Annotated in this window: 18 protein-coding genes; 13 read left to right on the top strand and 5 right to left on the bottom strand. The window is 56.2% G+C overall.

From position 1 onward, the window contains the following. Positions 1-150 precede the first annotated feature (150 nt). Positions 151-498, top strand: coding sequence for a type II toxin-antitoxin system RelE/ParE family toxin (locus DL86_RS14995; RefSeq protein WP_036263148.1), 348 nt, complete (start codon positions 151-153; stop codon positions 496-498). Between the two features lie 13 nt (positions 499-511). Next, entirely contained in the window at positions 512-808 is a 297-nt protein-coding gene (locus tag DL86_RS14990; protein WP_036263146.1) for a helix-turn-helix domain-containing protein, read from the top strand. Between the two features lie 108 nt (positions 809-916). Here DL86_RS14990 and DL86_RS14985 read toward each other — a convergent pair whose 3' ends face one another. Beyond that, positions 917-1375 (bottom strand): hypothetical protein, encoded by a 459-nt coding sequence (locus tag DL86_RS14985; protein WP_156964695.1) that lies wholly within the window; start codon positions 1373-1375, stop codon positions 917-919. 247 nt (positions 1376-1622) lie between these two features. Between DL86_RS14985 and mobQ the strand changes: the two genes are divergently transcribed. Genes mobQ through DL86_RS14965 form a run of 3 tightly spaced genes read left to right on the top strand, consistent with a single transcriptional unit; the run spans position 1623 to position 3990 of the window. Beyond that, complete coding sequence (gene mobQ, locus DL86_RS18870; RefSeq protein ID WP_156964694.1) at positions 1623-2867, top strand: MobQ family relaxase; 1245 nt, start codon at positions 1623-1625, stop codon at positions 2865-2867. Further along, complete coding sequence (locus tag DL86_RS20005; RefSeq protein WP_156964693.1) at positions 2818-3645, top strand: hypothetical protein; 828 nt, start codon at positions 2818-2820, stop codon at positions 3643-3645. Before mobQ ends, DL86_RS20005 begins: the two co-directional genes overlap by 50 nt. A gap of 24 nt (positions 3646-3669) precedes the next feature. Continuing rightward, positions 3670-3990 (top strand): hypothetical protein, encoded by a 321-nt coding sequence (locus DL86_RS14965; RefSeq protein WP_036263135.1) that lies wholly within the window; start codon positions 3670-3672, stop codon positions 3988-3990. Positions 3991-4084: 94 nt separating this feature from the next. Here the strand turns inward: DL86_RS14965 and DL86_RS14960 are convergent, their stop codons facing one another. The 4 genes from DL86_RS14960 to DL86_RS14945 all read right to left on the bottom strand — a co-directional run bounded on the left by DL86_RS14960 (position 4085) and on the right by DL86_RS14945 (position 7655). Continuing rightward, on the bottom strand, positions 4085-5050 hold the full coding sequence (locus tag DL86_RS14960; RefSeq protein ID WP_084572960.1) for a glycosyltransferase family A protein: 966 nt from the start codon (positions 5048-5050) through the stop codon (positions 4085-4087). 241 nt (positions 5051-5291) lie between these two features. After that, the gene (locus DL86_RS14955; protein ID WP_156964692.1) at positions 5292-6434 is read right to left on the bottom strand and encodes a hypothetical protein; all 1143 of its coding nucleotides are present in this window, start codon (positions 6432-6434) and stop codon (positions 5292-5294) included. A gap of 196 nt (positions 6435-6630) precedes the next feature. Continuing rightward, the gene (locus tag DL86_RS14950; RefSeq protein WP_051953526.1) at positions 6631-7380 is read right to left on the bottom strand and encodes a hypothetical protein; all 750 of its coding nucleotides are present in this window, start codon (positions 7378-7380) and stop codon (positions 6631-6633) included. 80 nt (positions 7381-7460) lie between these two features. Next, positions 7461-7655, bottom strand: coding sequence for a hypothetical protein (locus DL86_RS14945; protein ID WP_036263128.1), 195 nt, complete (start codon positions 7653-7655; stop codon positions 7461-7463). Between the two features lie 585 nt (positions 7656-8240). Here DL86_RS14945 and DL86_RS14940 point away from each other — a divergent pair. The 8 genes from DL86_RS14940 to DL86_RS14905 all read left to right on the top strand — a co-directional run bounded on the left by DL86_RS14940 (position 8241) and on the right by DL86_RS14905 (position 14209). Then, on the top strand, positions 8241-8645 hold the full coding sequence (locus DL86_RS14940; protein WP_156964691.1) for a hypothetical protein: 405 nt from the start codon (positions 8241-8243) through the stop codon (positions 8643-8645). Positions 8646-8712: 67 nt separating this feature from the next. Then, complete coding sequence (locus DL86_RS14935) at positions 8713-9054, top strand: hypothetical protein (RefSeq protein ID WP_036263122.1); 342 nt, start codon at positions 8713-8715, stop codon at positions 9052-9054. Next, on the top strand, positions 9051-10004 hold the full coding sequence (locus DL86_RS14930) for a tyrosine-type recombinase/integrase (RefSeq protein ID WP_036263120.1): 954 nt from the start codon (positions 9051-9053) through the stop codon (positions 10002-10004). Before DL86_RS14935 ends, DL86_RS14930 begins: the two co-directional genes overlap by 4 nt. A gap of 66 nt (positions 10005-10070) precedes the next feature. Next, a complete protein-coding gene (locus tag DL86_RS14925) occupies positions 10071-10898 on the top strand; it encodes a hypothetical protein (RefSeq protein ID WP_036263118.1) in 828 nt (275 codons plus the stop codon). A 194-nt stretch (positions 10899-11092) separates the two neighbouring features. Then, positions 11093-11698 (top strand): hypothetical protein, encoded by a 606-nt coding sequence (locus DL86_RS14920; RefSeq protein ID WP_036263117.1) that lies wholly within the window; start codon positions 11093-11095, stop codon positions 11696-11698. Between the two features lie 442 nt (positions 11699-12140). Beyond that, positions 12141-12770 carry a helix-turn-helix domain-containing protein gene (locus DL86_RS14915; protein WP_156964690.1) on the top strand — a complete coding sequence of 210 codons (630 nt, stop codon included), beginning with the start codon at positions 12141-12143 and terminating at the stop codon, positions 12768-12770. 508 nt (positions 12771-13278) lie between these two features. Then, positions 13279-13920, top strand: coding sequence for a ParA family protein (locus tag DL86_RS14910; RefSeq protein ID WP_036263113.1), 642 nt, complete (start codon positions 13279-13281; stop codon positions 13918-13920). A 4-nt stretch (positions 13921-13924) separates the two neighbouring features. Beyond that, the gene (locus tag DL86_RS14905; RefSeq protein ID WP_036263111.1) at positions 13925-14209 is read left to right on the top strand and encodes a hypothetical protein; all 285 of its coding nucleotides are present in this window, start codon (positions 13925-13927) and stop codon (positions 14207-14209) included. The last annotated feature ends 30 nt before the right edge of the window (positions 14210-14239 follow it).

Genomic DNA, 14239 nt, shown 5'->3' with positions numbered 1-14239 from the left:
CCTCGCACGGTCATCGGCGTCCCCGCCTGTACCGTGGAGCTAGGCTAGCACAAGGTTGCGGCCTCCTGTCCATCCTCCAAAACTTATAGCTACGCTTTAGTCTTGCAATTTATGCCTCATATATGGTACATGTACAATACATGAGGCATAATGGAACAAGCGGCTCGCAAAGTACCTGTCGTTTTTTATCGAACCAGCGCCGGTGTGGAGGTTGTCCGCGACTGGTTGCGGGGGCTGAGCGATGCGGATCGCGCCATCATTGGGCAAGACCTCATGCGCGTGCAATTTCGCTGGCCGGTCGGCATGCCGCTCTGTCGGCCTTTGGGTGAGGGGCTTTGGGAAGTCCGGAGCGGCCTTACCGGCAATCGCATCGCGCGGGTCTTTTTCTGTTTCACGGAAGGCCGATTGGTGGCGCTTCACGGCTTCATTAAGAAGACCCAAAAGACGCCCGACGACGAGTTGAAGCTTGCCCGCAAACGGCAGCGCGAATTCAAATGAGAGGAGGGACATCATGACGACGAAAGAACCCCGGAGGACTGAGGGCTTCACGACGCTTGACGATTTCCTTGAGGAACAAGGCGTTCGTGACGCGTTTCAGGCCGTGGCGATCAAAGAGGTTTTGGCGTGGCAGATTAAACAGGCGATGGACGTTCAAAAGCTGTCACAGGCGCGGCTTGCGAAGCTTATGGGAACGAGCCGAAGCCAAGTTAGCCGTTTGCTCGATCCCACGGATGGCAATGTCACTCTAACGACCTTGCAACGCGCGGCAGAGATGTTGGGTCGGAAAGTCCGGCTTGATTTGGTGTGATGCGCTTAAGCTTATCATCTTGCCCGTAAATATCCCGCAGGGGGCGCGGGGGACGCGAAGTCCCCCGCCTATCTTCAAAAGATTGCGCGCTTTAGCGCGCCCCGCTTTTCACTTCGGCTTGTAGCCGAACGTCGCGGACAGGGCCGATTTTTCCAAAGGCGCGGGGCTAGGAGCCGCAGCTTGTTGAATGGGAGCCGATGACGCGGCCAAGCGACCGAGCATCCGCGCCGTTTCCTCTTCGACTTGCGAGAGGGCAGGGCGGGGAGGCGGCACCGGTGCGGTTTGTTGATTGGCGGGATGCGCCATTGGCGGGGGGAGCAAATCGGCAATGGCCTCGCGATCCATGGGGCGACCGACGGAAGCGGCGAGGAGTTTTCGCACCATGCTTGCGAGCACGGAATCTTTTCCCATTTGCGCGAGGACGGCCCCGCCGACGATGATCTTGCGGCGCGTATCGCGTTTGCGGGTTTCTGCCTTGGCCTTTTGTTCAAGCGCGCCGAGCCGTTCGCCGAGCTTTTCCTTCTTCTCTTTCAGCTTGGCGATTCGATCCGCATAATCCTTCGGCATGGCTTGTTCCTGAAAGCGGCGCGTTGATTCGAAAAGCGTAACCGAGACTTGGCGAATCAGGAAGAACAAGCTAGCGTCAAAAGGGAGACCCGAGTTTGGTAGGGCGCACTTATATGTCGCCGCGCGACATGTGCTCTCACTCGTTAGCCTGTGCGAATCTGCTAAAGGAAAGCGGCGGCGCACAAGCTAACGAGTGAGAGAAGGCCGCGCCCTCCGGCGCGGAAGAGCAAGCGAAGAGCGGCAGCGCATGGCGATCTTTCACCTTACCGCCAAAATCATCAGCCGAGGCAAGGGCCAGAGCGCCATTGCGGCGGCGGCGTATCGGTCGGGGGAAAGGCTGCGGGACGAGCAGGCGGGCGAGCAAAAATTTTATCAGACGCGCGCCGAGCGGATTCAATTCACGGACATCATGGCTCCATCGGGCGCGCCGGAATGGGCGCATGATCGCAACCAGCTTTGGAACGAAGCGGAGCGCGCGGAAAAGCGGAAAGACGCGCAGCTGGCGCGCGAGATCGAAATTTCCTTGCCGCATGAATTGACGCCAGAGCAACGGGTTTGGCTGGTCAAGGATTTTGCGCGCGAGGCGTTCGTGCGGCGCGGCTACGCGGTCGATCTTGCGATCCACGCGCCGGACAAGGAAGGCGACGAGCGCAATCACCATGCGCATTTGATGGTGACGATGCGGACGCTTGGGCCGGATGGGTTCGCGCTGAAGAAAGACCCGTCCATGAACAAGCGCGAGCAGCTTACGGAATGGCGCGGACAATGGGCGCACCTGGCTAACCGGCATTTGGAGCGGCACGGCTTTGCCTCGCGGATCGACCACAGGAGCCTTGAGGCGCAGGGGATCGAGCGCGAGGCGGGGGTGCATGTCGGCTATGCCGCCAATGAAATGACCCAGCGCGGGGCGCAGAGCGACCGCATGGACGCGCTGAAACAGGTCATGGCGCGCAACGATATTCGCGTTGAGATAAAGGCGATCGACGGCGAGGTGCGGGAGCTGGAGCGGCTGGCTGCAAAGGCCGAGGAGCTGGCGCGGGAGCTGGACGAGCGCCGCCGCACCGAAGAACAGGCGCGCGCGGATAAGGGGCTTGATTGGACAGACCGCGGCGGCATGGTGGCGCAACAGCAAGCCGCCTTGCGGAGCCTTCGCCGCGCCGCCGCCGAGAAAGCGCGCGTTATACCCGGCGAGTCCAAGACCCCCAAGCAGCAGCCGGAACCCATGCGCTTCAGCTTCACGCCGATGACCGGCACAGCGACCCCCGCGAATTTTGCCGAGTCTTTCTCGCCGCCCGCCTCGAAGCAGCCGGAGCCGGACAAGTCCCCGCCGTGCGGCGCGGTTCCCGCCGAAAAGCAAGCGGAGCACAAGGCCGCACAGGAGAAGACAACGAAGGAGCGGGTCTTTACGCGCGACATTGGCGACGGCGACCGGGCAAGGGATCGTGACCACGATCAAGAGGGCGGGCGCGGCGGGAGAGGGCGAACGCGATGAACCGCCGGGGGCAGGGGTCTCCCTTCGGCGGATCGACGAAAAGCCCCTGCCGATGCGTCCATCGGGGGGCGATGCGGGCGCGGCGTTTCGGATCGCCGCACGAAGCTTGATGCGGCGCGGGGAGGCCGCGCCGAGGCCGAGAAAGAGGGTCAAGACCGGAGGGGACGACAAAGGCGGCAAACGCTATGCGGCGCGAAGTCTTGCTGCGGATTACCTCAAGCTGTGCCACGATCCGGTGAAGGATTTGCGCCGCTGGCTGGCCGAGGACAAGAAAAAGGCGGGAGGGACAGGGCGACGCTTTCAACCAACAAGGAGGGAGGGACACGACCATGCTCAGGATGCAAAACAAACCCGCGTGGCAGAAGCCCACGGGTTACGCAGCCAGTCATTGCCGGACATGCGCGGCGGGCTGGACGCGGACGGGAAAAGAGGGCGGGATGCTGACGGTGTGCCTGCTCGACCGCGAGCCTGTGCTGGGGGATATGACGGACTGCGACCGGTTCGAGGCGAAGGAACCGGCTTAGCGTCGCGCAGCGGCATCGCTTCCGCGCAGGGCTTATCGTTCGCGGGCGAGGGGGCGGGAATTCGCGCCCTTTATGGCGCGAAGATCGAGGCGACGCGGCGAAGCCTGCCCGCGCGCGAGATCGCCGCCGCCGTGCGCGCGCTCCTTGACGAACAGCGCGCCGCCTTTCGGGCGCTTGCCGAACGGCGGCAGGCGGAGACCGCCGCGCGCCCCCGTGATGAAAGTATTCCAAGTAAGCCTACGCTTATGGTATAGTTTAATGCCAGAAAGTGAGGCCAAATGGACAAAGAAAAACAACAACTTCCGCCGGGCTTTCGCCCGCTTGATTTAGAGATTTTTGAAAAGTGGGCATTGCTTGAAGCAAGATGTGTCGCGTTGAACGAGCGGTGCGACGCCGTGCCCGCTATTGTCAAAGTGCTCAAAGAAATTATTGACGCTCAGCGCGAGGAACTTGAATCTATGCGCCGCAGGATGATGAAGTACGACGACGCCTATTATCATATTTTCCCGGAACGGTTGGCGCATGATGTTCGGCTTCTCGACCAGCTCGACGCCCTCACGTCGAAGCCAGTCTCGGATGCAGACTCAAAGAAGGGATGATAGGGTGAGCCCTAATGGGGCTTATCCGACTTTGCGCACCGGTGCGCACGTCACCATGTGCAGGCGCTGGCAGGAGTCGAGGCCGGTTGTCGGTTTAGGCCGACGATGGAGGCCGGTTAGTCTCCCACAATCTCCGCCAATCGAAAAACGGGGGAAGGGCGCGGACGGCTTGAAGGTGTCCGGCCAAAGCAGGGATAGGGACAAAGCACGGCAAATGCTCATACAGTAGGTTGGTCGTGCGACGTTCAGAGCCTAAACGTCTATTTTTATAGTCCCCAACAAACTTAGTATTCTCAAAATAATTCCAGTAATCCCTAACCACATGGGAGTGAGTAAAAAGGATGTGGGTGGCGTCGCTTACGGAGCGCCAGTGCCTAAAAGGGCTGAGAACAAGGTAAGACGGGTAGTGTGAGTTGTCATAAAGGGACTCGTGTTCTTGGGGGTGCAAGACAAGATGACGGTTCGTCAATTGGAATATCTGCCGATAGAACGCCCACATTTCGTAAACGGCGCGGTTTTCATGGATGTAATCGTCCTCGCAGAAATAGAAAAGCGCGTCGTCGTTTCTCGCTAAGTCAAACTGCTGGTGCAGCGAAGCTCCCTGCCCTTGCGCGGCGCTCATTCTCACAGTCCACTGACAACGCAACTGGCCTGCGACGCGCTGAATTCTGTCAAGAAAAGCTGGTTCTGAACGATCATCGAGTATCAAAACCTCTATGTGCGGCGCGTCCTCTTCCTCTAGCGCCGCGTTGACGCTGGCGACAAGGGACAAAAAACAACGCTCGACTGTATCAACCAACGGCGACTCGGACAGCTTGCTATGCGCTTTTAGGTTTCGTTCCTGATTTAAGCAGGTGCGGTAAATAATCTTGAGTGTGCAGAGGTTAGACGAGGACTTTCTGTCCGTACCGCCGTCATAATCGAAATGCTGTCTGACTCGATCAAGGCATGGTAGGGGATCCGCACTTCTGAATGGTAGTAGATTGTATGTATTGCGTTTGCGAACATCGTAACCAAACGGTCGTAATGACCGCCTTAGCAAACGCAATACATCATTCATTTAGACAGCACTCCTTCAGACTAAATCTAGGTTATCAACGTTTGTCGCTGCCTTTGATTTTTATTCGAATACGTGGCATGTATTGCATCAATATACATAAATAACAATGGTTATGCACGCCAAGAATCAATTCTAGCGCCACTTCGCGCCAAGCTGTGTACAAAAATCAAGAATTCTGTGACAGGGCGCGATTTAACAGAATGGGGCTTATGCGACTGGCGCGAGCCGGATTAACAACCTTTCAGTTCTTTTTGAACGGGATCATCTCCCAACTGTAATCAAACCGGGCAAGGTCCGGGTCGATGGGAATATTGCATGTGTCGCGTCCCTCTTTGAATTTGACGAAGCGACGAGGGCCTATCGTTTTGATTTCTGCTGAGAAGGGCTGGTGATTTAAAGGATGGATGCCAAACTGATTCAGCCTTGCGATGTTCTCAGGCGAGAAAAACATGAGGCAGTCTTGAACGCGTTTTGAAAACTTCTCATAATTTTTGTCTGCTAGATGCAAGCTTGCAACGGTAGCGCGCCGTTCTCCTTCGGTCATTTCTGAGATGAAGTTGATTGCAGCCTCTTCATCACCTTCAAAGTTCAGAAAGCCGATGTTGCGATCAACGTCATTTAATTCTCTGACGGGTTGGTAGTCGTTCATCAACGCCGTGGTGCCCGACATAAATCCGAAGTCGACATCTCGCGTTTCGGCGGCAGAGTTTCCCGCGCCTCGGAAGCCAGCGGGACCAAAGTAGTCGTCTTGGGTCTCATCCTCTTCGCTTCGGATTATCTCGTACAGCTTCAGGTGGGAATTGCCGCGCTCCTTGATGGCCCTAAGACGGATTTGAAGGTCATGCATATCCCTTCTAAAAAGCCGAAAGATTGCTAAGGTCTGCTCGGCAATCGAGCGGGCGCGGCGAATTGTGCTTCTTTTCGAGGAAAGGAAACGGAAGGCCTCGATCAGGTAATCTTCCTCATATCTTTTCTGCTCTGCGATCTTGAATTGACGTTCGGCTTGAACAGCATGATTCGCGCAACATCTTCCGATGACCGCCGCCGCCGCTATGCTGGGTACATAAACCAAATCGCCATCAAGGAATCTGTTGGGCGAGCACATAGGGCAGGGGGCCATGTCCCCATTCGGACGCTTCTTGCCGTCAATTTTTATCCTGCGAAGGATAATATACTCAGCATCCTTCGGTATGTGATTGGTGTAAAGATCTGGATGCTTTTCCGGTTCTCCGGTTTTGTTCACAAACTCTGTAACATCGTCGCAAAAGATATTGCTTGGTTTTTCTTTGAAAACCCGAGGTGGCATATTTGACCCTCGCTGAGAACGAACCCAGAAGATCACGGTATGTTCCGCTCTCTCTGGTCGCCAGACCAAGCCAAACATTACACCCACCCACCAAACTACGCAATCTGTCAACTCTATATATTGTGCCTTATAAACATAATCAACGCTTCATTTTGTGCAAATCGCATGGGAAGATGCTCCTCAGTTCGTTCATTTTCCGGCAAAGCGCTACATCCATTTTTCTCAAACGGTCGAAGTGAGAAGCACTTCCGCGTCTCGTCGCAAGCAGGGAGATTTATGCACATGGGCTGCCTTGGTCGAAGGGGAGCTTCTCACCATGTAACTCTGCGCGCGTTTTGCCGAAGGCTGGGTTGTACTTACGTGCTTCTTCAATTGAAACTGACGGTATGGTGAACTTCGCAGTGTAATAGCCACCAAAAACATCCTGAACACGCACCTTGATTCGAACACGGCCGGCCCGGACGGATGGAAAGCCGCCGCCCCAACTATCGGTCTGCTCAAAGTAGACGACACCGGCTGTCGATCTACCGACTTCAAGGTAAGTAATAGGTTCAACAGAATGCAAGAAGCTTTTCTGGATGAGAAATGGGAAGACCTTGGTGTTTTCGCCGATCAGGACTTGGAAGTCCGCGAGGACGACTGTCTGGTTCGTTAACCAGAACCAGCCCACAGAATACTTTAACCATTGGACTGTGAGTGGGCGTAGGTGCCAGTGATACCCAACCGAGATGTTCTCGATGCTTGATGCGGAGGAGCCTACGTTGGCGACTACCAAGAAAAGTGCAATTCCTGTTCGATGCACTTCGAAGTCGGCGTGCTTCTTTCCTATACGGTAGGTACAGCAAAATGTTGGGCCATCATTCAGACTAAGCGTGAACTTCGGCTTGCGGCGGAGCGCAGAGAAGATGCCGCTCGCCCAGCCGAGGGCGAGTGTTACTGCGAAAATAGTGATACTAACAACGCCCTGGTTGTCATTAGACCACTTGCTGGACTGCGAGTATAGATCGATGAGTGAAGCAAGCATCTGGCTAGGGTGCAATCGCAATATGACGTAATGGGGCTTACGAAATTTTCTGAGGAGGCGTTCGGCGCATCTGAATTACACTATTCCCTATATTTGTCTTTGCGCAACGTTTGCTCTTCCTCAAGCGCGACGATCCTCTTTTCCAGGCTTTCGAGTTTTTTCAACAACTCTTGAACGCCTGCGATGACATTCCGAACATGCGACTGAACAAGACTTCCGTTTTTTTCATTGGCGAGGTTTTTGATCGCATTGGGTAGGCTGTCGACGGCGCTCATAGATGCTTCCTTGTCCGACTCAAACTCTTTGAGTCGAACGCTATCATGGATTCCTTGTTATGATGGATGTTTGGGGCCGTAGAGGATAGCGTTTTCCGTAAAGCGGGTTATCCGACATTGAGGCCCGGCAACGATGTTATGTGCAAAACTCAAAAATGACGCACCAAGACACAGGCTCTGATCTTAAAAGGCGTTTTTGGTGCAAAACTCCGGTGCAGCGGCGCTCGAGTTGGTAGCCGGTTTGATATTATGGATTATGGTACGATATTACTTTCGCAGCTTGACCTAAGGAATTTGAAAACATGGCTAAGGCCCCCCCTAGTTCTAACCAAACGCTCGCACAGGATGGCCTAACCGTCCCTCAGATCGAAAAGGGGCTAACCGTTGACCATCTCCAGAGGGGGCTAACGACCGCCCACCTTGGTCAGGGACTTGCCGCCGCGTCTCCGGCCAATCAGCAAGGCACTGGTAGTCAGCCTGCTGCAACCCCAGCAGCGCCGGCGGCTCCAGCAGCACAAAAAAAGTGAGCCCTTGCTGGCGTTGAGCCCTTCAGACCAGATAGCGATAGCATCAGGGGGGGTCTCTGTGATCGCCCTTGTTGTTGCCCTCTTTGCTATCCGCAAAGGTAACAGGAACTCCTCTGCCGCGACGATGGTCACCCTCAACGAGGCGTTCCGCCAAGCATGGCGTCGCTTTCTTTCAGCGGGTGAGGAGGCAGAGCGCCAACACGAATTCGCGGAGTTGATGAACCTCCTAGAGATTGGCTGCGCTATCTACTTGGAAGGCTCCCTCTCCGGTGTTTCCCGGGAACTAACGGAGGAATATCTTGGCAACACGCTTTCGCTGTTAGAATCCAATGATGACGCGCGAAAGCGGATCGAACTGCTGAGGCATTCATCAACAACGTTTAAGTACATACGTCGCTTTCTTGTCTGGTCGGGGCGTTGTGGACATCCACACAAACTCACCGGCATTCTCTCGTCTAATTGAGGGGCTCGACGCCACGCTTTAGTATATGATAATGTCTTTTATCATATAGAATGACAGGAGCTTCGGAATGGCGATCACGGCTAAGGATGTGGAGCAGCTTCATGAGTATGCAAAAGGTGTCATGGGCCGTGCTGACCATCATGCCGGTAAGGTAAAGGGCGCGGCCCTTGCCATTCTTGGCGGCATCATCTGGCGCGCTGATCCGGACTCGATCCGAATTCGCCAATATGCAGGCAACCCAGCAAACATGCTTTGGGTCAGAATTGGCGGAAAAGACTATGCTTTCAGATACGAACATGGAACGGAGCAGATTGAAATTCGCGATGGATCTCAAAATGGCCCGATTCTCCATAAGGTCGATGACTCGACGGCAGTAGCTGATATTGAGGCGGTATTCCGGGCATTATGACCCAGCTCGTCCCCTTCGCCGATCGCGTCCCTGCCCTCGTCGCCGCCGTCGGCGAACGCGCCTCCTATCGCTTCTTTGAATTCTTCACCGCCAACATCCGCAACCCGAACACGCGCCGCGCCTATGCGCGCACGGCCGTGGAATTCTTCGGCTGGCTCGATGTGCGCGGCGTGACGCAGCTCACGGCGATCGAGAGCGTCCATGTCGCCGCCTATATCGAGCAGCTGCAAAAGGCGCGATCCGCGCCGACCGCGAAGCTACGCCTCGCCGCCTTGCGGCATTTGTTCGACTGGATGGTGATCGGCCAGATCATGCCGGTCAATCCGGCCGCCGCCGTGCGCGGGCCGCGCCATATCGTGCGGCGCGGCAAGACGCCAGTGCTCGACCCGGACGAGGCGCGTCAGCTCATCGACGCGATCAATGTCGCGACCGTCATCGGTCTTCGCGACCGCGCCCTTATCGGCCTCATGGTCTATTCCTTCGCCCGCATTGGCGCGGCGATCGGCATGCGCGTCGAGGACGCATATCCGCAGAACCGGCGGCTCTGGGTGCGCTTGCACGAGAAGGGCGGCAAACAGCACGCCATGCCGTGCCATCACAATCTCGAAGCCTACCTGCATGAATATCTGGACGGCGCGGACCTCGCAGCCGACCCGAAGGCGCTCCTGTTCCAGACCTACAGCCGCGCGACCGGCCAGCTGACCGGCAATCCCCTGCCCCAAGCGAACGCCTATGCGATGATCCAAAGGCGCGCCAAGGCCGCCGGCATCACCACGCATGTCGGCAACCACACCTTTCGGGCGACGGGCGTCACCGCTTACCTCAAGAACGGCGGCACGCTCGAACGCGCCGCGCAGATGGCGAACCATGCGAGCACGCGCACGACGCAGCTCTACGACCGCCGCGCCGAGGACGTGACGCTCGACGAGGTGGAGCGGGTTTTGATTTGATGCGGAAGCGGCCCAGCGAACCCGCAAGGTTGAAGACCACAGCCCGCCAGCCGAGAAGGATAAAAAATGATAGAAGAAAATAACAATCTCGGTAATGAAATGCCTAAAGGGATTAAGGGCGGCCGAGCCTTCCGAGCAGTTTTGAATGCTGCCGGAGGAGCTATCCCGTTTATAGGCGGTATACTTGCGGCCAGCGCGGGGGCTTGGTCGGAACAGGAGCAGGAGAAAATAAATAGCTTCTTCGAGCATTGGCTCAAAATGATGCAAGACGATATGGCTGAGAAAGCACAAACGATACTAGAAATTATGGCTAGAATTGACATGAATGACGAAGAGACAGCGGAACGCGTTGCGGGTCCTCAATATCAATCTTTGATCCGCAAAGCATTTCGCGATTGGGCAGGCGCTGAGAGCGAGCAAAAACGAGAATTCATTAGAAATATTTTGTCTCACGCAGCTGATGCAAAAATAACAAGCGATGATGTTGTCAGGCTATTTTTGCAGTGGATAACCATGTACAGCGAACTGCACTTTGCTGTCATTGCGTCAATTTACAACGACGCGGGCGTGACGCGCGCGCGTATATGGGAAAAAGTAGGCAAAGAGGATGTTCGAGAGGATTCCGCCGAGGCTGATCTGTTCAAGCTATTAATCCGCGATCTTAGCACCGGCAGTATCGTTCGCCAGCACCGAGAAAAAGACTATGCCGGAAATTTCCTTCGGAAATCTGCACAGAGAGGGCCCAGGGGTACTGCTTCAAGAACCGCTAAGTCTGCGTTCGACGACCTTGAGGGTTATGAGCTGACGGAATTGGGCCAACAATTTGTTCATTATGCAATGACCGATCTTCCGGTTCGGATTGAATTCAAACCAGCGGAAGCCTCAACGCCCTAGACCCGGACGCCGCAGCTCAATGACCGTCGCGCCCAAGAGTTTACGCTCGACGAGGTTGAATGGATACTCGTCTGGGGAAGCTGCGTTGCCGCGCGACGGAAATCGGCATTCGTAATCGTATTTGTTGGTGATACGTTCCGAAAATTCTCCGACCTTTTGATTCGGAATCCGCTTGCACGGAGAGATCGAGCACCATGGGCGTCATAGGCGAATTGCTCTTTTACCGGCGCGACCAGGTCGATCTGGACGCGGTCTTGCGGAACAAGGTAGATGCGGTACGCGCGGTTGTGGACCGTCTTTCAGACCATGAGTTCGCGACAAAGAAAAATGACGAACTCGCAGCTCTTGTTGATAAGTCCGAAAGGATGACACCCCTAGAGGTTCACTTCGACAAAGCAACCCCACATGTGGAAGAAGCGCAGGTTGATGTCCAAGACCAGTTCGGTTTCGAAGGAGGCACGGTCCGGGTAGCGGGATTAATGGCAACGAAGACGATCCCTTTCTCTGGCGACTCGATGCTATGGTCTCTCCGGACAAATCCTTACAATCTCAACCCGCCCCGCGGGGTAGTTCGGGGGCAAAATCTTGTAATCGGCATTACGGTCCGGGTGCAACAAGCTGACGAAGCAAAGCGCTACATCGACGATGTGATTGCGCGCCTGCCAGAATATCTTGGGTGGCAGAGGTCGCAGATAGAAACCTACAACAATGGACTCACTGGGCGAGCTATGCCTCGGATTCAGGAGCGCCGCGCGCGGCTAAGCCAAGCCTCAGATGTCCTGAAAAAGCTGCAAGGCTGACGAGCGCATACATCAATTCTTTTAACAGACATTCCATATTGCCGCTTACGCGATAAGCAGAACCCGCAAGCGGCGTCGATCCCTGACGCGATCCTGCCACGGGGCAGATGAGGCGCATGCGCGCCGGTAATTCCGACAGGAATTACAAGACTCTCGACGAATCACGAAAATCTAGGCAGGTTGGCGGGATGCGTGGCCGATTACGCCGCGTCATGTCCTGCAATTTTTTAGGAGAAACAGACCCTAGAAACACAAAACCCGCCTAGGAGGCGGGGTCGGTGTCCCGGCGAACCGGGGAAATTCGATGATCTGGACAATCACGAAATTCCCCCAAATCAGGCCTCAAGTCAAGCGGAAACAGTGTTTGCGCTAATGAGGGCGTTTGCGCCGGTTTTCGTCCCCTTTCCGAGGCGGGTTGAGCAATCAACCCGAAGGAGAGGCCATGTCTTTTGTTCAAATAATCCCGAATCATCTTCGCCCGCGCCGTGAAAAAGTGTTCGGCACCGGTCGCCCCCTGCCCCTCGACCGCGAGGCCAAGGTGCGCATCACGGCCCGCGCCCGCGCGCTCATGCGCCGGACGGAGAAGGGCAAGCATTACGGCCAGATCACCGCCAAGGCTCTCGCGGTTCTGAACGCCCTGCTCTGGGGCTTCCACAACGCCAGCAGCGGGCTTTGCTTCCCGTCATTGGAGAAGATCGCGGAAAAGGCCGGTTGTGCGCGTTCGACCGTCGCCGAGGCGATCAAGGCGCTTGAGGAAGCCGGTCTTCTGTCATGGGTGAACCGCATCACGCGGGAGCGAGAGCCTATCCTCGACCTGTTCGGCCAATGGGCGATGCGCTGGCGGGTCGTCCGGACGAGCAACGCCTATCAATTCCACGATCTGAAGGGAGCCGGAGGCGGACAAAGCGCAGGATTAATGGGCGGTTCTTCTAAGTCCGAAAATCCGACTGGAATAGCTAATCAAGATTCTTCTTCTTCTCTTATTTCCCCTCCCCTACCCCAGCTAGACCCCATGACTCCCCTAGGAGAGGCCCTTTTACGCCTCGGAAAGACGATCGGCGCTCTGTCCTAGGCAAAGAGACAAGCGGAACAGCCTTCGGCTGTACCTTCTTTCAAGGAGTTTGAGTGCCACGGTGCTCGAACACGTCAATCCCTTGCCTGCGCCCACCCACGCCGCAAACGCGGCGCGGGTCCCTGCGGCTCGGCAACCCGCTTCGCGGGCTTTGGGGATTGACCCGTTCTTGCGCGCCGTTGCCTTCTGAAATTGTCGGGACGAAGGGCGTCCCTTTTTGCCGCGCTCCGCGCGAGTTCAACACGCCTGCGGCGCGTCGAACAAAGGGCTATCCAAGGAAGAAGTGGGGGCGGGGGACTATCGACGATCAGTTGGATGCGGCGTCTTGGTCATATTTCGCATAGGCCTCTTTCCTTTGGTCAAAGAGGCGCGATCCAAGCCGGTTCAACAATTTCTTGACAAGTTAGCAGCTATCTATTAGTTAGCAGCTAACTACCTGCTAGGTAGCAGGTATCTATTAACTAGCAGCTATCTTATAGGTAGCTGCTAACTATGGGCTAGCAGCTATATGGCCGATTCAGAATCCGGGGCGACCGTGATCGCGTTTGTTTCGCAAAAGGGCGGTGTGGGGAAAAGTACCCTTTCGCGTGGCCTTGCGCGTGAAGCCGCTAAGAGCGGCCTTGCCGTCAAGATTGCCGACCTCGACACGCAGCAAGGCACCTCCGTCGATTGGCATCGCCGTCGACTCGACGAGGGCGTCGAGCCGGTTATATCGGTCGAAGGCTTTAAGACCGCCGATCAAGCCCTTGCACAGGCTGATCGCTATGACCTCCTGATTATTGACGCGCCCGCGCGGGCGAGCGAAGCGACACAGAAGATCGCGCAGCGCGCGGCGCTCGTCGTGCAACCGACCAACCCGGCGCTTGACGATTTAGGCCCAGCCGTCCGGCTGTTTCACGAACTCGTAAAGGCTGGAATCCCCAAGAAGCGCCTCGTCTTCGCGATCAATCACGTTCTGACCGACGCGGAGGAAGTAGCGGCGCGGGAGTATCTCACCGAGGCCGGGTACGACGTTTTGCGAGGCTATTTGCCTTCGAAAACCTCTTACCGGGACGCTCAGAACCACGGGCGCTCAGTGACCGAAACCCGTTACGACGCCTTGAACAGCAAGGCGGACGCCCTCATCCAATCGCTGATTAATTTGGTGTGACGCTATGGCCGACCTCTCGAAACTCATGAAAAAACGCCTTGGCGCGCCGCCGCAGCTCGACGACACCCCCGATAATCTAAAGGCTCCGGAAGTCGCGCCAGCGGCTCCGGCCGCCACGCCGCGCAGGGGCGAGGACGGACGCAGCGCCCGCCGCACCGGCCGCACAGTGCAATTTGCCACCCGCGTAAGCGAGGAATTCGATAAGCGGTTCCGGCAAGTCGCGAAGCGAGACGGTCTTTTGCTGGCGCAGCTTTTGGAAAAGTCTTTGGAGGCTTACGAAAAGAGATAGCAGCTATCTATAAGATAGCTGCTATCCATC

Origin of the sequence: Methylocapsa aurea, assembly GCF_000746085.1 — a bacterium.
Classification (GTDB): domain Bacteria; phylum Pseudomonadota; class Alphaproteobacteria; order Rhizobiales; family Beijerinckiaceae; genus Methylocapsa; species Methylocapsa aurea.
This window is presented reverse-complemented; position numbering and strand designations above follow the sequence as displayed.